We start from the raw sequence: 19,799 nt of genomic DNA, 5'->3' as shown, positions 1-19,799 counted from the left end.
GGGCCAGCGGATCCCGGTCAGCCCGGCCATCCGGTCCGCGGTCCACGCTTTCGTTCTGGAACCCGTCATCTCTTGATCTCACGTTCGCCGGCAGGACTTGGACGTGAAGAAGCTAAACGTTTCCATTAATGTGAAGGTCGAGCGGTCGGCGGCGAATGCGTGCCGGCCGCACGTCTGCCCAGTTGAGGAGGGTCATGTGAAGATCGGGGACCTGGCCGAGAAGACCGGTGTCGCGCCGCGCCTGCTCCGCTACTACGAAGAGGTCGGCATCCTGCACCCGTTCCGGAGCGCCAACGGATACCGCACCTACGGCGAACCCGCCATCGACCGTGTGCTGCAGATTCGCGAACTCCTCGAAGCCGGCCTGACGACGGAGATGATCCGCGAGGTCCTGCCCTGCCTCGAGGCCGCGAAGGAGGGCACGCCCAAGCAGTGCCCGGTGGCGAAGGATCTGGACGGACTGCGGCGTCAGCTCAGCAGCATCGAACGACGCATCGAGGTGCTCCAGCGCAACCGGCAGGCGATCAAGACCTATCTGCACGCCTGGGAGGACACTCTGGCCGACACGCCGGCGGAGGCCGGGTGAACCTTTCACGCGGGCCGCGCGGCCGTTCCAGGTCGTGTCCGCCCTGACGGCGACGCTCTGTCCCCGGGTGAGCACCGATGGCATGCTTCCGGCAGGCCACTTCCCGGGGAGCCCCCTCGATGAAGATCAGAAGGACGCTGGTCGCGACGATCCTGGGCGCGAGCGTGATGCTCACGGTGCCCGGCCCGGCCGACGCCGCCGCGACCACCGCCGCGTACGGCCTGACCACCAGCTGGGGGGAGGGCTTCCAGGCGCAGCTCGCGGTCACCCCCGGCGAAGCCGTGAGCGGCTGGACGATCGAGTTCGACCTCGCCGAAGGGCAGGAGGTCGCCGCCGCCTTCCACGCCGACTACACCCAGACCGGCCGGCACGTGGTGCTGTCGAACCGGCCGTTCAACGGCGCGGTCCCCGCGGGCGCCACGCTCGGCGTCGCCGTCCAGGTCGACGACCCGGGCCTGATCAACGTGCCCCCAGGCGTGATCGTCTTCAACGGCCAGCCGGTCACGTACACGCCCCAGCCGTACCTGCTGGCGAGCATGTCCCGGGGGCGGCTCCCCGAAGGCGGCACGATGTCCTTCAACGTCAGGCTCACCCAGCGGCCCGTCTCGGCCATCACCGTCGAGGTGGGCGGCGGCGACACCGATCCCGAGGTCGTCCTCACGCCGCGCACGCTCACCTTCACGAACCACCCGGTGCTCTGGAACACCCCCCAGACGATCACCCTCACCCGGCCGGACGGCGCCGACACCAGCCGGCCGGTGTTCATCCCGATCATCCAGCGCGGCGGCAAGCCCGCCTACGCCATGGAGGCGGTCATCGTCGACCCGTCCGACTAGGGAGTGCCCATGCGTCACAGGAGTCACCTGCGCCGATGGCGTCGGCTCGTCGCCAGGCTGTCCCTGCTGTCCCTGACCTGCGGCCTGGTGGTCGGGCTCGGGCCCGGCGCCCAGGCGGCCACCCAGGCCCTCCCGGCGAAGATCGTGATCAGCGCGTACCTGAGCGATCCGCTCTGCGTCAGGGCCGCGTCGGACGGCACGACGGTCACGGTCGAGCACTGCGGCCAGGTGCCGCCCGTGGTGCCGTCCACGATGCAGTTCCGGCCCGCTCCGGTCACGAACTCGGTGAAGCTCACCATAGGCGACAACCGGTGCCTGTCGGTGCCCGGCTCCTCGACGGCCGTCGGGACCCGCATCGCCCAGGAGAGCTGTGCCAACGCCGCCCGCATGTACTGGTACTTCGACCGGTGGGACGACGTCACGTACAAGCTCCGCAACGGTCACAGCGGCCTGTGCCTGTCGCTGAACGGCACGCGGACGTACGCGGTCCAGGAGCCCTGTTCCTACGCCGACGACTGGGCCGTCTCCCCGATCGGCGGCAGGACCACGTTCCGCGCCGGGCACTCCGGCAAGTGCCTCGACGTCGACGACTCCGGCGGCGACGACGTGTCCGGAGCGCCGGCGCAGCAGTGGACCTGCCTGGGCCCGGACCAGGACAACCAGCAGTTCACCCTGGAACTGGACTCCCTGCCCCGCCTGGACTACGACCTGCCCGCGCGGTACGGCCTGCGGGCGCGGCACAGCGGCCTGTGCCTCGACCACGCCCAGAACTTCCGGAACGGCGCCCGCGTCCGCCAGCGCCCCTGCGACTACTACACGGGCGGGTGGTACCTGAATCCGATCGACCTGAACGGGGCCAGCATGGTCTTCCAGGTGTGGGAGGACCACAGCCACGCGTACGACCGCACCTGCCTGGACGTGGACAACACCGGCGGCGGACTGCAGGACGGGACGAAGGCGCAGATCTGGCTCTGCCTGGGGTCCGGGCAGACCAACCAGCTCTGGCGGCTGGTCCAGTTCGTGACAACCTGACCCGGCTTGGGCAAAGAATGGCGCTTCTTTGTGCGCTTCGACGGCGGCCGGGACCAGCCCGGATGTCAAGATCGGTCTCAGGGGGAAAGGGGCCGAAACGGTGGACATGAGGCTTGAGGTGGTCGTGCTGCCGGTCACCGACGTGGACCGCGCCAAGGACTTCTACACGGCGCTGGGCTGGCGCGAGGACGCCGACTTCGGCTCCGGGGACTTCCGCGTGATCCAGGTGACGCCGCCCGGTTCGGGGTGTTCCGTCATCTTCGGCAAGGGCGTCACCGCGGCCGAACCGGGCTCGGCGCAGGGCCTGTACCTGGTGGTGAACGACATCGAGGCGGCCCGTGCCGAACTGGTGAGCCGGGGCGCGGCGGTCAGCGAGGTCTTCCACGACGCGGGCGGGATCTTCCACCACGCCGGCGACGAGGCGCGCGTCCCCGGCCCGGCTCCGGACCGTGCCAGCTACGGCTCGTTCGCGACCTTCGGCGACCCGGACGGCAACGCCTGGTTCCTCCAGGAGGTCACCACCCGCCTGCCGGGCCGCTGACCCTCACACCAGGCCCCGCCGGTTGGCCTGGACGCCCGCCTGGAAGCGGGTCTCGGCGTTCAGCTCGTCGAAGAGGTGGCGCAGCCGGCGGCGGAGGCTGCGCGGGCTGGTGCCGAACTGGCGGGCGATGGCGTCGTCCTTGAGCCCGGCCGCGAGCAGCGCCAGCAGCCGCCGATCGTCCAGGTCGAGGTCCGCCCACTCCGGTTCCTCGCCCCGTACGCCGGCCGGCTCGGGCGCCCGGTCGAGGGACGGGGCCCGCGGATACATCGGCACCGCCTCCCGCCACATGCGCTCGAACAGCTCGACCAGGGCCACCACCATGGTGGACCCCCGGATCAGCACGCTGCGGCTCAGCGGCGGATGCAGGTGCAGCGGCATGATCGCCACCCGCTGGTCGACCAGCACCATCTTGAACGGCAGCCCGGGCAGGACCCGCGCCTCCTCGCCCACCTTGAGCATGTTGTCCAGCTCGTCCAGCGCGCCCTCGTGCTGGAACGCCTCCGGCGCGTAGATGGTCCGGTAGCGCACCCCGTCGCGCAGCCGGTCGCTCTGCAGCGGGTTCCGGTAGTCCAGCACGTACGGCGGCCGGTCGAAGGTGAGCACCTCGTCCCTGGCCTCCTGCTGCACCCGGAGATACCAGCGGGCGAGTTCCTCGGGCCCCGCCAGGACCTCGAACTGGCCGACCTCATCGGGATCCTGGCCGACCGTGCGGAACGCGGCCTCCATCGCGTCGGCCGTCTCGGTGATCCGGTCCAGTTCGCTCTGCAGGCCGCGGACCAGGGAGCGGATCGCGGTCCCCGGGCTTGTCGCGGTCCAGCGGGGCGACCTGCCCCACAGGCGGTTGACCATGCCCTTGGCGCGGAGCCTGCTCAGCGAGGACTGGATGCGGCCCGAGCTCTCCCCGCTCCGCATCACGAGCTCCTGCACCGTGATGCCGGGCGAGGCCAGCACCGCGCGGTAGACACGCTCGTCGAACGCGCTGATGCCCAGGACTTCCAGCGCCGGGCCGTCATCAAGCATGCCCACGATCTTGGCCATTTAGGGCGGCTGCCGCAATAGGCCACATACGCACCCTTGTCCCCAAAGTTCACACGCAGTTAGAAATCGTCGTGCTACAGAGAACCGCCCTGGCCGGCGTTGTGGTATCGGCGCTGCTAGCGGCCGCCGCGCCCGCCCAAGCGAACCCCACCCCCACCCCCACGGCCTCGACCTCCCCCACCGGGCAGGCCGTACCGCCTCAGACGATCACCCTCCTCACCGGGGACAAGGTCAGCCTTCGCCGGCTCCCCAGCGGGCAGACCCAGTTCGACGTCAAGCCGGCCCCCGGCCGGGAGAAGATCACCTTCCTGCACCGCCGGTCCGAGGACGGGATCAGCGTCGTCCCCGTGGACGCGATGCCCCTCCTGGCCGAGGGCCGCCTCGACCCCCGGCTGTTCAACGTCACCCGGCTCGCCGAACTCGGCTACGACGACGCCGCCAGCCCCGCGCTGCCGCTGATCGTCACGTACCCGGCCGGTACGGCGACGCTGCGCGTCGCGGGCGGGCGCCCGCTGACCGCGATCAACGGTATGGCGCAGAGCGAACCGCGAACCGCCGCGGGCACGCTCTGGAAGTCCCTGACCGCGCAGGCCCGAGCCGCCGCCGCGCCCGAGAAGATCTGGCTGGACGGCAAGGCCAGGCTCTCCCTCGACGTCAGCGTCCCGCACATCGGCGCGCCCGCCGCCTGGGCGGCCGGCCACACCGGCAAGGACGTCCCCGTCGCGGTGCTCGACACCGGCTACGACGCCGACCACCCCGACCTGCGGGGCCTGGTCGTCAAGACCGCGAACTTCACCTCCGAGCCCGACGTCCGCGACCTGCACGGCCACGGCACCCACGTCGCCGCCACGATCGCCGGATCCGGCGCGGCCTCGGGCGGCACCCACAAGGGCGTCGCGCCGGGCGCGAAGCTGCTGATCGGCAAGGTGTGCGAGCAGAGCGGCAACTGCCCGGACTCGGCCGTCATCGAGGCCATGACCTGGGCGGCGGAGAACGGCGCCCGGGTCGCCAACCTCAGCCTCGGCAGCCCCGACGTGCCCGGCGACGACCCGATGGAACAGGCCGTCAACTCCCTCTCCGAGCGGTACGGCACGCTGTTCGTCGTCGCGTCAGGCAACGACGGCCCCCAGACGCTCGGCTCGCCCAGCAGCGCCGACCGCGCGCTCTCGGTCGGCGCGAGCTTCCGCAACGCCGACACGGTCGCCGACTTCAGCAGCACCGGCCCGCGCGCCGGCGACGCCGCTGTCAAGCCCGACCTGATCGCGCCCGGCGTGGACGTCGTCGCCGCCAGGGCCGCCGGGACGTCCGCCGGGTTCCCCGTGAACGACTCGTACACGGCGATGAGCGGCACGTCCATGGCCACCCCGCACGTCACGGGAGCCGCGGCGATCGTCGCCGGGCTGCACCCCGACTGGAAGGCGGACCAGATCAAGGCCGCGCTGATGGCCTCCACCGCGCCGGGCGACGAGCTGGGCGCCTACGTCCAGGGCTCCGGCCGCGTGGACGTCGCCCGCGCCGTCACCCAGCAGGTCACGGCCGAGCCGACGGCGCTGACCCTGGGCGAGATCGAGCCGCCCGCGACGCCCGGCAAGCGCACCCTCACCTACCGCAACGCCGGGGACGCCGCCGTCCGCCTGGACCTGCGCGTGACGGCCAGGGACGGCAAGGGCGAGACGGTCGCGCCGTTCAAGCTCAGCGCCACCACGGTGGAGGTGCCCGCGCACGGCACCGCCCAGGTCGAGGTGACCGCGGAGTCCGCCCCGATCGGCATGTACAGCGGCACGGTCATCGCCACCGGCGGGGACGTCTCCGTGCGCACCGGCGTCGGCATGCGGGTCGAGCCGGAGAAGCACGCGGTCAAGCTGCGCTTCACCGGCTCGGACGGCAAGCCCGCCCAGGCCGCGTTCGCCGGAGTGATCGACCGCGACGCCTACGAGCAGACCAACTACGACATCTTCAGCGGCGCCCTGGATCTCAGGCTGCTGAAGGGCCACCGCTACACGGTCGTCACCCTCATGCTCGACCACGACGGCACCCTGGTGATGGCCGCCGACCCCGAGTTCACGCTCAACGCCGACCGCGTCATCACCGCCGACGCGCGCGCGGCCAAGCCCGTGGACGTGCGTGCGGCGGAGCCGACGGCCCGGCTGGCCTTCGGCATGCTCGGCATGCTCCAGCTCATCGACGGCAGGCAGCCGCTCGGCGTGGACGTCGACCTGCCCTCGGACATCGCGCGCATCGACGACGTCAAGGCCATCCCGTCGAACCGCACGGCGAGCAAGCAGTTCGCCTACTACCGGTGGACCCAGTGGGCCAAGCCGAAGGGCGACGGCGGCTACGACGCCAGTCCGTACTTCTACCACCTGATGAAGGCCGAGCCGGGCATCCCCGCCGACCCCGGTTACCGCCCGCGCAACCGCGACCTGGCCGAGGTCGCCGCCACGTACGCCGCCCAGCAGGACGGCAAGCACGGCGAGCGTTTCGCCCTGCCCGCCCTGTACGGCAAGCACCTGGCGTGGATGCCGTACGGCTCGGTGGCCATGTTCCCGCTGCCCTTCCACCGGACCGAGTACTACACGCCCGGCGACACCGGCTGGTACCCGTCGTTCATCCAGTACAAGGCGCTCGACGCCTGGGACAACATCGACCAGTTCTTCTTCGGCGAGACCACCGTGCACCGCGCCGGCCAGAAGACCTCCGACCGCTGGAACAGCGGCGTCTTCTCGGCCGCGCTGGTCCCCGGGAACAACTCCTGGCGTGAGGAGAACACGCTGCAGTTCAACACCGCCCTCTTCGAGGACGCCGTGCCCGAGCGCTACTCCTACGGCGACTACCAGAACCCGCGGGCCACGCTCTACCGTGACGGCAAGGAGCTCTTCACGGCCGACTACTACCTGCCCGGCACCATCGAGGTGCCCGCGGAGAAGAGGGAGAGCGACTACCGGATCACCATGACCGCCGACCGGGCCCCGGCCATGACCAGGTTCTCCACCCGGGTCAGCGCCGAGTGGAAGTTCCGGTCCAAGACGCCCGAGGCGGGCAAGCGGCAGGTGCTGCCCCTGCTGGCCGTCAAGATCGACCCGGAGCTGGACGACCGCAACCGCGCCTCCGTCGGCCGGATGCGCATCCCGCTGCGGCTCCAGCGCCAGGACGGCGTCCCCGACCTGAGGGTGAGCACGCTCACCGTGGAGATCTCCTACGACGACGGCCGCACCTGGACGCACGCGCAGGTGCACCCCTCGGGCAAGAACGCCTGGTCCGCCGAGACCAAGCACCCGGCCGGTGCGCGGGGACGGTTCGCCTCGTTGCGCGTCAAGGTCGCCGACACCGGCGGTAACGCCTTCACCGAGACCGTGATCAGGGCGTACGAGATCAAGTGAACCCCGGAACCCCCGCCGCGCCCGAGAGGAGCGGCGGGGGTTCCGTCATGCTCAGATGTCCCTGACGAAGACGATCGCGTCGACCTGGCCGATGGTCTCCGGGTCGAGGGAGAAGTACGTGTGGTCGGCCGGGACGCGGAGCGTCAGCTCGCGGTCGAGGCCGGCGGCGAGGCGGCCGGGGTCGATGACGGCGCGGTCATGGGGCGAGGCCGACAGGAAGCCTTCGAGGGTGCCGGGGCGGGGGACGTCGGAGCCGCGGGAGCCGAACGTCATGGCGGCGAAGGCGTACCGGTCGCCGAGGTGGGTGCCGGCGATGGCGCCCGCGCTCCACCACCGGAGGGACTGGCCGGCGAACTGCCAGCGGCTCTCGTCGCGCTGCAGGTGGCGGTTGTGGGCGAAGACGAGGGTGGGGCCGCGCCGGGCCTCGCGGCGGACGATGGCGTCGAGGTTGCCCGCCATCATGACGTCGCGCAGGCACATGAGCGCACCGAGGCGGGCGGGCGTGGGGTCGGCCATGCCGGCGTGGTAGCGCAGCAGCTCCGCTGCCGTACGGGCGTGCAGGTCGGCGTGCCACCAGGCGTCGGCGGAGGTGGCGGCCGTCAGGTGGGGGGCGTGCCCGGCTAGGAGCGCGCGCAGGTCGTCGGCGATCAGGCGTAGTTCCCGGGCTTCGGGGCCGCGGCCGATGGACTGGCTGGGATCCATGAGGGCGGCCGGGCTGGTCCAGCGCTCGTCGGGGCCGAGCAGGTCGTCGAGGGTCTCGCGGCTCCAGGGCAGGTCGAGGTGGGCGGCGAGATAGTCGTGCGGCGCGGTCAGGGCCGGGCGGGGAGCGGCGGGGCCGGTGATCTCCAGAGGGCCGTCCGCGCCGTAGAAGCGGAGCCGCTCGTGCGGCGGGCGCTCCTCGTTGTGGGCGCGCATCCAGCGCAGGAGTTCGCGGTTGGCGTCGGACTCGCCGAGGCCGTGGCTGAAGCCCCGGCTCATCGCGTCGTCGAGGGTTCCGGCGCCGCCGGTGACGTACGCGTCCGCGTGCACGGCCGCGAGGCAGTCGCTCTCGATGGCGATCGAGCGGTAGCCCTCGTGTTCGGCGAGGTGGCGGAAGAGTTCGTTGCGCAGGTCGAGGAAGGCTTCGACGCCGTGGGTGGGCTCGCCGAGGCCGAGCAGGCGGATGCCCGGGGGCAGGAGCGCGGTGAGGGCGTCGCCGGTGAAGGGGACACTCTGGTTCGAGTCCGTCATTCCTTCAACTGTATCGTTGAACCTTCTGTGTAAACTTTGGCGTCGTTTGTCATGACTTATGGGGGCGTACCTTCAACATGCGGCCTGTCGATCTGGCGCGTGAGCACGGCCTGTCCACGCAGGCGGTGCGCAACTACGAGGAGGCGGGCATCCTGCCACCGGCCGAGCGTACGCCGCACGGCTACCGCGTCTACGCCCCACGCCACGCGGCGGCGTTGCGGACGTTCCTGACGTTGATCCCCGCCCACGGCCACGCCACCGCGGGAGCGATCATGCGGGCCGTGAACGGCGGCGCGGTGGAGGAGGCGCTGCGGCTGGTCGACGAGAGCCACACGCAGCTGGCCGGCGACCGGAGCACGCTGGAGGCCGTGACGCGGGCGCTGGGCGACCTGGCCCCGCCGCGTGAGCTGGAGCGCGGCGTGACGTTCATCGGGCCGCTGGCGCGCAGGCTCGGCATCCGGCCCGCCACGCTGCGCAAATGGGAGCAGGCCAAACTGATCGAGCCCCAGCGCGACCCGCAGACCGGCTACCGCGTCTACACCCCCGCCGACGTCCGCGACGTACTGCTCGCCCACCAGCTGCGGCGGGGCGGGCACGGGCTGGAGCAGATCGCGCGGGTGCTGGACCAGGTGCGGGCGGCGGGCGGGCCGGAGCCGCTGCAGGCGACGCTGCGGGAGTGGCGGGACCGGCTGACGGCGCGGGGCCGGGCGCTGCTCGCGGGCGCGGCAGCGCTCGACACCTACCTGGAATAGCTTTTCTCACAGGCCGAGGACGCTGCGGCGGACCTCCTCGCTGTCGCGGAGCGTGGCGGCCGGGCCGGAGAGCACCACCCGCCCCTCCCCCAGCAGGTACGCCCGGCCGGCGACGGCGAGCGCCCGCTGCACGTCCTGCTCCACCACGACCACGCTCACCCCGCGCTCGTTGATCCGCTCGATCGCGTCGTACACCTCGTCCACCCGGACGGGGGCCAGCCCGAGCGAGGGCTCGTCGAGCAGCAGCAGCCGGGGCTGGGCCATCAGGGCCCGGCCGATCGCCACCATCTGCTGCTCGCCGCCGCTGAGGCTGCCGGCCAGCTGCCCGGCGCGTTCGGACAGCCGGGGGAAGATCTCGTAGACGTCGGCCAGGGTCGCCCGGTGCTGCCGCCGGGCGCTCTTGCGGTACGCGCCCAGCACCAGGTTGTCCAGCACCGTCATCTTGGGGAAGATCCGCCGCCCCTCGGGCACCACCGCCACGCCGTGCTCGCAGATCCGGTGGCCGCGCAGCCGGGTGATGTCGGCGCCGCCCACGCCGATCCGGCCCCGGTGCGCCGGGTGGATCCCGGCGATGGCGTTGACCAGGGTGGACTTGCCGGCTCCGTTGGGGCCGACCACGCAGACCGTCTCTCCCTCGTGGACCTCGATCGCCACGTCCCACAGCGCCTGCGCGTCGCCGTAGCGCACGTCGAGATCCCTGACCTGCAGCAGCGGCTCAGACATGGGCTTGTCTCCCCAGGTAGACACGGATGACGTCGGGGTCGTTGAGCACGGTCCGCGGGTCGCCGTCGGCCAGGCAGCTGCCGCGGTCGAGCACGACCAGCCGGGTGGCCAGCTGGTTGAGGACCCGGAGCAGGTGTTCGACGATGACGATGGTGATGCCGCTCTCGTGGATCCGGCGGACCACCCGGACCGCGTTGTCGACCTCGGCCGGGTTGAGCCCGGCCAGCGCCTCGTCCAGCAGCAGCACCTTCGGGCTGGAGGCGATCGCGCGGGCCATCTCCAGCAGCTGCCGCTGATGCAGGTTGAGGCTCGCCGGGTACGCGTCCGCCAGGTGGTCCAGCGCGACCGTGGCGAGATGCCGTTCGGCGATGGGCCTGGCCTGCCTGAGCGGCAGCGGCTCCCGGCCGAACATGATGGCCATGGCCACGTTGTCGCGTACCGTCATCGAGTCGAACGGCCGGGGGATCTGGTAGGTGCGGGCCATTCCGACGTGGGCGATCTGGTGCGGGGCCAGCCGGGTGATGTCCCGCCCGTCGACACGGAGCTCCCCGCGGGTGGGGCGGAACGCGCCGGAGAGCAGGTTGACCAGGGTCGTCTTGCCCGATCCGTTCGGGCCGACCAGGCCCACCAGCTCGCCCTCGCGGATGTCCAGCGTGACGTCCTCCAGCGCGTGCACGCCGCCGAAGTAGCGGGCCACCTGGCGGCACTCGATGAGCACCTTGCCGGGTTCGACGGCGACGCGCTCCCCGGGCTCGGAGACCACGACCTCCGGTTCGTCCTCGACGGCGGGTTCGTCCGCTTCGGCCCGAGGGGCCGCGGTGGTCCGCCGCGAACCCAGGACGATCGCCAGCAGGCTGGCCGCGAGCATCCCGGCGACCAGCCAGTCGAGCGTCTCGCCCCAGACGTTGAGCACGCCGAGCACTCCGGTGACCACGACCAGAGTTCCCAGGGCGATCAGCGGGCGGGCCCGCAGCCGGGCGTACAGGCCGTCCGGGGAGAACGCGACCAGCACCGCGAGCACGGCGCCGAGGATGATCGAGTTCCAGGCGTCCAGGCCGTAGGTGGAGAGCCGGTCCTGGAGGGTGACGATGAGCACCGCGCCGATCACCGGGCCGAGCCAGTGGGTACGGCCGCCCAGCACCGCCATCACGATGACGAACAGCGGGATGGTCAGGTTGAAGACGCTCTCCACGGTGACGAAGCCGATCTGCAGCGCGAACACGCTGCCGGCCACCCCGCCGAGCACGCCGCTGATCAGCATCGCCAGCATCTTGTAGCGGAAGGTTGCCACGCCCAGCACCTCGGCCACGTCCTCCGCGTCACGGATGGCCGCGAGCGCGGAGCCGGTCCGGCCGTGCTGGATGCCGTACGCGACGGCGACCGCGACGGCCGCGACGGCCAGGGCGAGCAGGTACTGGAACTGCTGCGGCGAGCCGAAGGAGTCCGCCGCCTCCGGGATCGGGACGGTGTTGCCCTGCCCGCCGTCGATCGACGCGTTGATGCGGGCGAACGCGGCGAGGATGAACGGCACGGCCAGGGTCAGCAGGGCGAAGATCTCGCCGCGCAGCGAGCCCAGCCGGAACGCGACCGCGCCCACGCCGAGCGCCAGCAGTCCGCACAGGAGGGCGGCGAGCGGGACGGTCAGGAAGAAGTCGACGCCGTGCCGCCCGGTCAGCACGGCCGTCGTGTACGCGCCGACGCCGACGTACGCGGCCTGGCCGAAGCTGAAGTAGCCGCTGTAGCCGGACAGGATGTTCCAGCTGGTCGCCTGCGCGATCCAGAAGCAGATCGAGCCGAGCAGGATGAGATAGAAGGACGGCAGGCCGAGCTGGTCGCTGAACGCGCCGACCGCGGCCAGCACCAGGAACGCCGCCAGCAGCCCGGCGCCACCTCGGCGGATCATCGGGCTCCTCCCACCGCGAACAGGCCCTGCGGGCGTACCAGCAGCGCCAGGATGATCGCCGAGAACAGCACGAACGGCGCGGTCGCCGGCGACCACACCGCGGAGACCACGCCGGACAGCACGCCGACCAGGACCCCGGCCGCGAACGTGCCCACCACCTCGCCGATCCCGCCGAGGATGACCACCGCGAAGACGGTGCCGAACCACTCGAACGCGGTCTCGGGGGTCAGCGCGTTCGAGAGGGCGAAGACCATGCCGGCCAGGGCGGCCGTGGCCCCGACCACCCCGCCGAGCAGCACGCTGAGCCGCCGATGGTCGACCCCGAACGCTCCGGCCACCGCCCGGTCCTGCGCGATCGCCCGCATCGCCCGCCCCGCGAACGTACGGCGCAGCACCAGATGGGCCCCCAGCACCACCAGCGCGGCCAGCCCGAAGGCGACCAGCGTGGTGACCGGGAAGACCAGCCTGCCGACCGCCACCGACAGCGTGGCGTACGGGTTGACGTCGGCGGACATGCGCTGGAAGTCAGCGGTCCAGATGTTGCTCGTCACCTGGATGATGATGATCAGCAGCCCGAAGCTGACCAGCAGCGAGTTGAACTCGGTGAGCCGCAGCCGGTCGAACAGCCACTGGATCGCGGCGCCGGCGACGAACATGGCCGGCACGCTGATCACCAGCGTCAGGATCGGGTCGAGATGCCAGGAGGTGGCCACCTGGAAGGTCAGGTACGCGCCGATCAGGATCAGCCCGAAATGGGCCAGGTTGATGATGCGCAGTACGCCCCAGATCACCGAGAGGCCGGTGGCCATGAGGGCGTACAGGCCACCGATCAGCGCTCCGGTGAGAATGGCCTGGATTACGTTCATACGGGGGGTCGCCTCGGGTCGGATCGTCGCCGCGGGTGCGCGGCCTTTCGTGGAAAGCCGTGAATGCCGTGAATGCCGTGAATGCCGTGAATGCCGTGAATGCCGTGGCCGCCGGGTACGCGGTGGTGGGGACCGCGTACCCGGCGGCAGTCTGCGGGGTGGTGGTCAGGAGCTGCTGGGGCCCCGCAGCGGCGCGGCGGCCCGGTCGGCCGGCCACACCGTGACCCAGTCGCCGTCCTGGATCTGCTTGAGGGTCTGCGTGGTGGGCCAGAAGTTGTGCACCTTCGGGTCGAAGGTCAGGTGCCCGCTGAAGGTCGTGTCGGCGCCCTTCTGGTGGAGCGTGTCGCACATCTTCCGCTGGTCCGTCCCGCCGCTGGCCGTGACCGCGCCGGTGAGGATCTCCCAGGCGTTCCAGGAGGCCGCGGCCTGCGTCTCGAAGACCGTGTACGGCAGCTTCGCCGCCGTCGCGCGCTTGGTGAACTCGGCGGTGATCTCGGTGGCCTCGGGGCCGAGCTTGTCGAGCGTCGGCTTGTTCGGCTCGAACATCGAGACCGACAGCATGCCCTCGGACGCGTCGCCGAGCGCCAGCAGCGGCCCGGGGGCGGGGAACAGCCCGAACATCTGCTTCGGCCGGTAGTTGAGCTGGGCCATCGCCTGCAGGATGTTGGCCGCGTCCACGCCGAGCCCGTTGTTGATGACCAGGTCGGGGTCGGCGTCGCGGACCTGGGTGGCGATGGGCGCCCAGTCGGTGGTGGTCGGCGGGTAGTGCACGTCGGCCACGACCTCCAGGCCGCGCTCCTTGGCGATGCTCAGCACGCCGGCCTTGTCGTCGGCGAAGCCGTCGGAGACGAAGGCGGCCGATCCGCTCTGGCTGGTCAGCACCGCGATGCGCTTGGGCGGGGTGGGCAGCGAGGCCATCGCGTCGAACAGCTGGTTGGGGATGAAGCTGTTCGGGGTGGGGCTGATCGACCAGGCCGGGAACTGGCACTCGTAGGTCAGCTGCGGGGCGAGCACGGCGGTGTGCTGGGGCATCACGTACGAGTGCCGCTGGGCGACGGCCATCGCCGACAGGATGTTCGGCGTCGCGTACGGGCCGATGATGAGGTCGACCCGGTCCTGGCTGATCAGGCGCTCGTAGAGCTGGCTGACCTTGGCCTGGTCGGACTGGTCGTCGACGACCTTCCACTCGACCTTGCGGCCCAGCAGGCCGCCGTTCGCGTTGAGCCGGTCCACGAACGTCTCACCGGCGATCTTGTGGATCTGGCCGGTCGCGGCGAACGCGCCGGTCAGGGAGAGAGTGGAGCCGACCACGATGGGCTTGTCGCCGCTCTCGCCGGAGCCCGAGCCGCTGCCGCATCCCGCGGCCGCGACGCCGAGCGCCAGGACGGCGCCGATGACAGATAAGGAGCGCCTGCGCATCTCGATATGACCTTTCGTTGGGGGGTGCGGACCTCGGGACGGCTCGGGACGGCCCGGTCCAGGCGCCGGCGGTCGTCGGCAGGGCAGCCTCCGGAAGCCGAGGCCTCTTGCGGCGGACAATCGTCCGTTAGACGGACGTTGCGCAGATCACAATCTGCGCTCACGCATGAGTAATGTCAAGACTCAAGCCGGAAACAATTCCGCCAAGCGGACCACTGTCCGTCAAACGGTCAAAGCAGCCGCAGCTCCGGCTGGTACGACTACGCGGCCGGACCCCGGCGAAGATCGCTTGCCCCCAGGCCGCGGGCGTCGAAGGCGGTCCGCGCGTGCACGATTCCAGCGGCGTTGGCCTCCGCCCATCCGGCCAGGGCGCGGACGACCTCAAGGAGGCTGAACCCGCGCGGGGTCAGCGCGTAGTCGACCCGCGGGGGCTTGGTGTCGTGCACCGTCCTGGTCACCAGGCCGTCCCGTTCCAGCCCGCGCAGGGTCGCGCTGAGCATGCGCTGGGTGATGGGCTCGCTCATCCGGCGCAGCTCGTTGAAGCGCCGGGTGGTGTCGGCCAGCTGGCAGATGACGACCACCGACCACTTGTCGCCGACCCGTTCGAGCACGTCCCGGACCAGAGCGCGCCCCTCGTCGCACGCCTCGAATGCGGTGTCCTCGACGTCTGCGATGGGGTGCGCCATGCCCCGCAGTATACGAGGGATACCAGTCTCTACCTGCCGTAACGGTTCCCCCGGTGATACCTGAGCACGTTGAAGTGCTCTCTTCCGCGCCCGCCGCATCGGTGCGAAGTTTGGTTCTCGTAGCAGGTATCCAACAGGAACCATCTAGGAGTTGCCGTGGATGCGGCGCTCGTCTGATTAAGGAGTAGTCATGTCCGCACGTTTCGCAGAGAAGGTCATCCTGATCACCGGCGCCACCTCCGGCATGGGCCGGGCCGCCGCCGAGAGGGTCGCGGCCGAGGGCGCGAAGGTCGTCCTGGCCGCCCGGGGCAAGGAGGCCGGCGACGCGCTGGTGGCCCGGCTGCGCGCCGCCGGAGGCGAGGCCACGTTCGTTCCCGCCGATGTGACCGTGGAAGCCGAGGTGGCCGAACTGGTCCGGCAGGCGGTGAGCCGGTACGGCCGGCTCGACGGCGTGTTCAACAACGTCGGCGCCGCCACCGCGGTCGGCGCGGTGACCGGCGTGGACGGCGACGCCTGGAATGCCGAGCTGGCGCTCAACCTCAGCAGCGTCTTCTACGGCCTCAAGCACCAGATTCCCGCCCTCCGGGCGAGCGGCGGCGGCGCGATCGTGAACAACGCGTCCGTCGCCGCCGTCACCGGGCAGGCGACGATGGCCGCCTACAGCGCCGCCAAACACGGCGTGGTCGGGCTCACCCGCTCGGCCGCGCTCGAAACGGCCGCGGCCGGCGTACGGGTCAACGCCCTGATCACCGGCGGTGTGGACACCCCGCTGCTGCGGGCCAACATGGGGCCGACGCCGGAGGAGTCCCTGCGCGCGGCCGAGGCGATGCACCCGGTCGGGCGGATCGCCCAGCCGGAGGAGGTCGCCGCTTTGGCCGCGTTCCTGCTGAGCGACGAGGCCAAATTCATCACCGGAGCCGCACTGGCCATCGACGGCGGCATGACCGCCGCCTGACGGTCAGGACGGCTGGTGTACCACCTGGTGGATGGTTCCGCCGGGTTCGGTGCGGAAGTGGAGGCCCTTGGTGGCCAGGCGTGCTTCGAGTTCGGCGGGGGTTTGGGAGGCGGTGTCGGGGAGGAGGTAGTACTCCTCGAGGAGGGCTCGGGCCGCGTCGTTGTCGCTGACCGCGCAGTCCCAGATCACCTGGTCGCCCTCGGTGGTGACGTCGAAGGCGAAGAAGGCGCAGCAGGCCTTCTCGCGGGCGGCCAGGTCCCGGACCTGGTCCTCGACGCCGGGTTCGGCGCGCAGGCGGAAGCGGATGCCCTGGGGGGTCCTCTCCCGGCTGACGAGGTGGCGGCCGAAGAGGTGGCCGTACTCGTCCAGGCGCTCCTGGGGGGTGTCGGGGGCGGTGGTCATGTCGCAGACGATCGGGGTGGAGGCGGGCGGGATGTCCATGCCGGGACTCTCTCTCGTCGGGGCGGCGGCGTCTTGTGAGGCCGTCGTCCCGACCCTAGAGTCTGGACCATACTCCAGAGTCAAGAGGTGAAGTCGCGTGAAGATCGGGCAGGTCGCCGCGGAGGCGGGCGTCAGCGTGGACACGGTGCGCTTCTACGAGCGGCGCGGGGTTCTGCCCGCCGCCGAGCGCAGGCCGTCGGGGTACCGCGTCTTCGACGCCGCGGCGGTGGAGCGCATCCGCTTCGCCAAAGGTCTCCAGGAGCTGGGCTTCACCCTGGACGAGGTGGTGGACGCGCTGGCCGCGCACGACGCGGGCGGGGCGACCTGCGAGAGCGAACGCTGGCGGCTGGAAGCGGTGGTGGAGCGCATCGATGCCAAGCTCGCCGAGCTGGCCGAAGCCCGGCGGGCGGCCGTGGAGAGCCTGGAGGGCTGCCGAACCGGTCACTGCCGGTTCGGCCAGGCCCTGCTCCGATGAAACGCGTTCTACTCCGATTCCTCCGGTGCGGCCTCGTCGGGAACCTGTTCCACCTCGGGACGGCGTGCGCGGGTCAGCAGCACACCGAAGGCGAGCACCACCACGCCGAGGACGAGCGACGCCAGCGGGATGGTGGTCCTGATCAGCCGGACCTGGTCGGCGCTCGCCCGTACGGTGGCGACCTGCGCGTCCACGGTGGCCGGGGTGAACTTCGCGGTGGCGATGAAGGCCGGCATGCGCTCCACGCCGTCGGCCGTCTTCAGGACCTCGTGCCGCTGCTGCTGCTGGTTCACGGGGGCGCCGGTGGTGGGCTCCACCCAGTACGTCACGACACCGTCGTACACCCGGTCGACCTTGACGTTGCCGGTCTCCGGCATGCCGAACAGGGAGGCGGGCGCGTCCAGCGTGTCGACGACGGTCGGGGGGACCTTCTGCTCGAACTTGTAGACCGGGAGCCCGCCGATCGTGTCCTCGCCGACGAACACCGCGTCGTACGCCTTCTTGGTGCTGGAGTTGAAGACCTTGTACGTCTTCTTCTCCACCCCGAACGGGAACAGGTAGATCTGCCCCTCCAGGGTCACCGGCACCTTGTCGATGTTGGCGTTGCAGCAGTTCACGCCGACGCCGTTGTACTTGTTGAAGGCGCTGCGGAACTCGGAGAGGGAGATGCCCTGCTTGTTGTTGGTGATGTCGTCGACGGCGGTGAACTGGTCCCAGACGACGCGGTCGCCGGTCGCCTGCGAGACGTCGCCGCGCGTGGTGACGGTGATGTCCAGGTTCCCGGTGAGGACCTTCAGGTCGCCGACGCTGAAGTAGGTGGCGTTCTCGGCGGCCAGTTTGGTGATGCCGTACTGGTCGCCGGGCGCCTGGACCAGGCGGTCGGCGACGGGATAGCGGACCAGTGGCGCGAGGACGACGAGAAAGGCCCCGAGTGCGATGAGGGGGATTCCGAGCCTGCGGCGCATCGCTCCTCCATGACCGAACCATGAAACAGGTTCCTGTTTCGCGTCATGGTAGAGCCTGATGTGACCTGCGTCACTGGGGATACCGAAAAGTAACCGAAACATGTTCTAGGGCGATTTGCGGGCGTGCACGGTGAGGATGGCGGCCGCCGAGGGCCAGTGCCGGAGGAGCCGATCGACCGGTTTGAGGGGTTTTGGGACGTCGTGGTAGCCGGCACCGCGCACGGTCAGGTCCGCGAAGCCGTACGCGAGGAGGAACTGGCGGAGGGCGGGGAGCGTGAACAGGCGCAGGTGTCCGGCCACCGAGTTTCCCGGGCGGCCGAAGACGTGGGCCATGCTGACCTCGGAGAACACCGGTTGCATGCCGAGGAGCAGCATGCCGCGGTTGAACCAGGCCGCCAGGTTGGGCGTCGAGAGCAGCAGGTGCCCGCCGGGCCGGAGCACCCGGCGCAGCTCCACGATGGCCGCGTCCGGGTCGACCAGGTGCTCGATCACCTCCGAGAAGATGACCACGTCCACCCGGCCGGAGGCCACCGGCAGGCCGGGATGGGCCGCTCCCCCGCGCACCACCGTCAAGCCTTTCCCGCTGGCCGTCCGCAGCGGTGCCGCCGCCCAGTCCATGCCGACCACCCGGTGTCCGGGCGCGGCCTCGGCCGCCATCCGGGTGATCCCGCCGTCGCCGCAGCCCACGTCCAGAATCGTCAGCGGCTCCCGCGCCGCCCCCACGATCTCCCGGAGGAACGCCACGATCCGCGCGGTCCGGTCCTCGGCCGCCGACACCGGCGTCTCCGGATTCTCATAGAAGTCACGCAACTCAGCCATCTGACTCATCCGGTGTCGGTGGTGCGGGCCATATCGGAACCTTCGGAAATGCCGTGCGCGTCGTCTGGAGGCGCCCGCCGCTCGCCCTGGGCGAGGCTTCCGTCAACCGCCTCGTCGCTTCCGCCGCCGCCGTCCACACCGCCGCCGTCCGCGTCGTCGCCGTCCGCGTCGTCGCCGTCCGCGTCGTCATTCTCTACGCCGTCGCTCTCTACGCTGCGCGGGCGCTCTGGCCGGTAGAGCAGCAGGCCCGCCACGAGGGCGATCGCCGCCGTTCCTCCGCACATCCAGAGCGCGGGGCCCCGGGCGAAACCGAGGATGGCGACCGTCGGGCGCAGGTCGTTCGCGTGGGCGGCCGTCTCCTCGGGTGGGGTGTGGAAGTCGGCGGCGAGGGCGGTCAGGCGGGTGGCGCCGTCGGCGGTCCTGATGGTCTGGTTCTGGGTCTCGTGGACGCGGAGCGGCGTACCTGTAACGGGTTCCACCCAGTAGGTGCGGTCGACGGAGGCGTACAGGGAGGCGGGCACGTCGCGGTCGGGTGTGGCGGCGGGCAGGACGCCGCCGGGGACCGGGCCGACGCGGCGGTCGGGGATCGTCTGGCGATAGCGGTAAACGGTCAGACCCGAAAGGCGCTCCTCGCCCTCGTACCGCATGGGCTGGGTCTGCAACGTGACCGGATCGAAGAACGGATACGAGCGGCGGCCGGCGAAATACGGCCACTTGTAGGCCAGGCCCGACTGCTCGACGTCGCTCTCCCCCACGTACGCCCCGCAACACGTCACGACCAGCCCCGACGTCTTGTCGAACGCCACCCGGCGGTCGCTGTAGGAGAGCACGATCCCGGTGGACGTCTGCACGGTCGTCGTCCCGTCCCAGACGACGAGGTCGGCGGTGGCCGCGTTCACGTCGCCGCGGACGGTCGAGACGGACTCCACCGTGAGCCCGGTCAGCACCCTCCCGCTCGCCTGATCGAGCCCTTCCGCCCCTTCGGCGCGTAACCGGAACACCCCGTAATAGTCCTCCGGCGCGACCGTCAGCGCGCCCAGCACGAAGGTGGGCACGACCGCCGCGAGCACCCCGAGGAATCCCGCCACGGCGAGCAGGAGCAGACCCACCGACCGCCGCATCCGACTCTCCGTCCGCAGTAGAACAGATTCT

Annotated in this window: 19 protein-coding genes; 8 read left to right on the top strand and 11 right to left on the bottom strand. The window is 71.0% G+C overall.

All coding sequences use genetic code 11. From position 1 onward, the window contains the following. Positions 1–196 precede the first annotated feature (196 nt). The 4 genes from Aph01nite_RS04495 (at position 197) to Aph01nite_RS04480 (ending at position 2,995) form a co-directional block, all read left to right on the top strand. The gene (locus Aph01nite_RS04495; RefSeq protein WP_204039443.1) at positions 197–586 is read left to right on the top strand and encodes a MerR family transcriptional regulator; all 390 of its coding nucleotides are present in this window, start codon (positions 197–199) and stop codon (positions 584–586) included. A gap of 119 nt (positions 587–705) precedes the next feature. Continuing rightward, entirely contained in the window at positions 706–1,422 is a 717-nt protein-coding gene (locus Aph01nite_RS04490) for a cellulose binding domain-containing protein (protein ID WP_204039442.1), read from the top strand. Positions 1,423–1,431: 9 nt separating this feature from the next. Further along, positions 1,432–2,454, top strand: a complete 1,023-nt coding sequence (locus tag Aph01nite_RS04485; protein WP_204039441.1) for an RICIN domain-containing protein — start codon at positions 1,432–1,434, stop codon at positions 2,452–2,454. 106 nt (positions 2,455–2,560) lie between these two features. Further along, entirely contained in the window at positions 2,561–2,995 is a 435-nt protein-coding gene (locus Aph01nite_RS04480; protein WP_239161402.1) for a VOC family protein, read from the top strand. Positions 2,996–2,998: 3 nt separating this feature from the next. Here Aph01nite_RS04480 and Aph01nite_RS04475 read toward each other — a convergent pair whose 3' ends face one another. Next, positions 2,999–4,033, bottom strand: coding sequence for a TrmB family transcriptional regulator (locus Aph01nite_RS04475; protein ID WP_204039439.1), 1,035 nt, complete (start codon positions 4,031–4,033; stop codon positions 2,999–3,001). Between the two features lie 71 nt (positions 4,034–4,104). On the opposite strand from Aph01nite_RS04475, the gene Aph01nite_RS04470 reads away from it, so the two are divergent. After that, entirely contained in the window at positions 4,105–7,413 is a 3,309-nt protein-coding gene (locus Aph01nite_RS04470; protein WP_204039438.1) for a S8 family peptidase, read from the top strand. A 51-nt stretch (positions 7,414–7,464) separates the two neighbouring features. Here the strand turns inward: Aph01nite_RS04470 and Aph01nite_RS04465 are convergent, their stop codons facing one another. Then, positions 7,465–8,643, bottom strand: coding sequence for an erythromycin esterase family protein (locus tag Aph01nite_RS04465; protein ID WP_204039437.1), 1,179 nt, complete (start codon positions 8,641–8,643; stop codon positions 7,465–7,467). Between the two features lie 77 nt (positions 8,644–8,720). Between Aph01nite_RS04465 and Aph01nite_RS04460 the strand changes: the two genes are divergently transcribed. Continuing rightward, positions 8,721–9,395 (top strand): MerR family transcriptional regulator, encoded by a 675-nt coding sequence (locus tag Aph01nite_RS04460; protein ID WP_204039436.1) that lies wholly within the window; start codon positions 8,721–8,723, stop codon positions 9,393–9,395. A 6-nt stretch (positions 9,396–9,401) separates the two neighbouring features. Here the strand turns inward: Aph01nite_RS04460 and Aph01nite_RS04455 are convergent, their stop codons facing one another. The 5 genes from Aph01nite_RS04455 to Aph01nite_RS04435 form a co-directional block, all read right to left on the bottom strand. Beyond that, positions 9,402–10,118, bottom strand: coding sequence for an ABC transporter ATP-binding protein (locus Aph01nite_RS04455; protein WP_204039435.1), 717 nt, complete (start codon positions 10,116–10,118; stop codon positions 9,402–9,404). Next, positions 10,111–12,021 carry a branched-chain amino acid ABC transporter ATP-binding protein/permease gene (locus Aph01nite_RS04450; protein ID WP_204039434.1) on the bottom strand — a complete coding sequence of 637 codons (1,911 nt, stop codon included), beginning with the start codon at positions 12,019–12,021 and terminating at the stop codon, positions 10,111–10,113. Before Aph01nite_RS04450 ends, Aph01nite_RS04455 begins: the two co-directional genes overlap by 8 nt. Next, on the bottom strand, positions 12,018–12,887 hold the full coding sequence (locus Aph01nite_RS04445; protein WP_204039433.1) for a branched-chain amino acid ABC transporter permease: 870 nt from the start codon (positions 12,885–12,887) through the stop codon (positions 12,018–12,020). Before Aph01nite_RS04445 ends, Aph01nite_RS04450 begins: the two co-directional genes overlap by 4 nt. Positions 12,888–13,052: 165 nt before the next feature. Further along, positions 13,053–14,306: an amino acid ABC transporter substrate-binding protein gene (locus Aph01nite_RS04440; protein ID WP_204039432.1), complete on the bottom strand. Its 1,254-nt coding sequence runs from the start codon at positions 14,304–14,306 to the stop codon at positions 13,053–13,055. A gap of 260 nt (positions 14,307–14,566) precedes the next feature. After that, entirely contained in the window at positions 14,567–14,992 is a 426-nt protein-coding gene (locus tag Aph01nite_RS04435) for a winged helix-turn-helix transcriptional regulator (protein ID WP_204039431.1), read from the bottom strand. Positions 14,993–15,182: 190 nt separating this feature from the next. Between Aph01nite_RS04435 and Aph01nite_RS04430 the strand changes: the two genes are divergently transcribed. Then, the gene (locus Aph01nite_RS04430) at positions 15,183–15,947 is read left to right on the top strand and encodes an SDR family NAD(P)-dependent oxidoreductase (protein WP_204039430.1); all 765 of its coding nucleotides are present in this window, start codon (positions 15,183–15,185) and stop codon (positions 15,945–15,947) included. 3 nt (positions 15,948–15,950) lie between these two features. Here Aph01nite_RS04430 and Aph01nite_RS04425 read toward each other — a convergent pair whose 3' ends face one another. Further along, a complete protein-coding gene (locus tag Aph01nite_RS04425; RefSeq protein ID WP_204039429.1) occupies positions 15,951–16,388 on the bottom strand; it encodes a hypothetical protein in 438 nt (145 codons plus the stop codon). Between the two features lie 97 nt (positions 16,389–16,485). On the opposite strand from Aph01nite_RS04425, the gene Aph01nite_RS04420 reads away from it, so the two are divergent. Then, a complete protein-coding gene (locus Aph01nite_RS04420) occupies positions 16,486–16,863 on the top strand; it encodes a MerR family transcriptional regulator (RefSeq protein ID WP_204039428.1) in 378 nt (125 codons plus the stop codon). An 8-nt stretch (positions 16,864–16,871) separates the two neighbouring features. Here the strand turns inward: Aph01nite_RS04420 and pgfA (Aph01nite_RS04415) are convergent, their stop codons facing one another. The 3 genes from pgfA (Aph01nite_RS04415) to pgfA (Aph01nite_RS04405) form a co-directional block, all read right to left on the bottom strand. Further along, positions 16,872–17,828 (bottom strand): cell envelope lipid trafficking protein PgfA, encoded by a 957-nt coding sequence (gene pgfA, locus Aph01nite_RS04415; protein WP_204039427.1) that lies wholly within the window; start codon positions 17,826–17,828, stop codon positions 16,872–16,874. 105 nt (positions 17,829–17,933) lie between these two features. Further along, positions 17,934–18,647 (bottom strand): class I SAM-dependent methyltransferase, encoded by a 714-nt coding sequence (locus Aph01nite_RS04410; protein ID WP_204039426.1) that lies wholly within the window; start codon positions 18,645–18,647, stop codon positions 17,934–17,936. A gap of 5 nt (positions 18,648–18,652) precedes the next feature. Continuing rightward, positions 18,653–19,768, bottom strand: coding sequence for a cell envelope lipid trafficking protein PgfA (gene pgfA, locus Aph01nite_RS04405; RefSeq protein WP_204039425.1), 1,116 nt, complete (start codon positions 19,766–19,768; stop codon positions 18,653–18,655). Positions 19,769–19,799 lie beyond the last annotated feature (31 nt).

Origin of the sequence: Acrocarpospora phusangensis, from assembly GCF_016862995.1 — a bacterium.
GTDB classification, from domain to species: Bacteria; Actinomycetota; Actinomycetes; order Streptosporangiales; family Streptosporangiaceae; genus Acrocarpospora; species Acrocarpospora phusangensis.
This window is presented reverse-complemented; position numbering and strand designations above follow the sequence as displayed.

Coding starts and splice junctions, on each gene's coding strand:
- pgfA (WP_204039425.1), bottom strand. CDS start 19,768: ATGCGGCGGTCGGTGGGTCTGCTCCTGCTCGCCGTGGCGGGATTCCTC.
- Aph01nite_RS04430 (WP_204039430.1), top strand. CDS start 15,183: ATGTCCGCACGTTTCGCAGAGAAGGTCATCCTGATCACCGGCGCCACC.
- Aph01nite_RS04425 (WP_204039429.1), bottom strand. CDS start 16,388: ATGGACATCCCGCCCGCCTCCACCCCGATCGTCTGCGACATGACCACC.
- Aph01nite_RS04440 (WP_204039432.1), bottom strand. CDS start 14,306: ATGCGCAGGCGCTCCTTATCTGTCATCGGCGCCGTCCTGGCGCTCGGC.
- Aph01nite_RS04480 (WP_239161402.1), top strand. CDS start 2,561: ATGAGGCTTGAGGTGGTCGTGCTGCCGGTCACCGACGTGGACCGCGCC.
- Aph01nite_RS04460 (WP_204039436.1), top strand. CDS start 8,721: ATGCGGCCTGTCGATCTGGCGCGTGAGCACGGCCTGTCCACGCAGGCG.
- Aph01nite_RS04410 (WP_204039426.1), bottom strand. CDS start 18,647: ATGGCTGAGTTGCGTGACTTCTATGAGAATCCGGAGACGCCGGTGTCG.
- Aph01nite_RS04435 (WP_204039431.1), bottom strand. CDS start 14,992: ATGGCGCACCCCATCGCAGACGTCGAGGACACCGCATTCGAGGCGTGC.
- Aph01nite_RS04485 (WP_204039441.1), top strand. CDS start 1,432: ATGCGTCACAGGAGTCACCTGCGCCGATGGCGTCGGCTCGTCGCCAGG.
- pgfA (WP_204039427.1), bottom strand. CDS start 17,828: ATGCGCCGCAGGCTCGGAATCCCCCTCATCGCACTCGGGGCCTTTCTC.
- Aph01nite_RS04450 (WP_204039434.1), bottom strand. CDS start 12,021: ATGATCCGCCGAGGTGGCGCCGGGCTGCTGGCGGCGTTCCTGGTGCTG.
- Aph01nite_RS04455 (WP_204039435.1), bottom strand. CDS start 10,118: ATGTCTGAGCCGCTGCTGCAGGTCAGGGATCTCGACGTGCGCTACGGC.
- Aph01nite_RS04445 (WP_204039433.1), bottom strand. CDS start 12,887: ATGAACGTAATCCAGGCCATTCTCACCGGAGCGCTGATCGGTGGCCTG.
- Aph01nite_RS04475 (WP_204039439.1), bottom strand. CDS start 4,033: ATGGCCAAGATCGTGGGCATGCTTGATGACGGCCCGGCGCTGGAAGTC.
- Aph01nite_RS04490 (WP_204039442.1), top strand. CDS start 706: ATGAAGATCAGAAGGACGCTGGTCGCGACGATCCTGGGCGCGAGCGTG.
- Aph01nite_RS04465 (WP_204039437.1), bottom strand. CDS start 8,643: ATGACGGACTCGAACCAGAGTGTCCCCTTCACCGGCGACGCCCTCACC.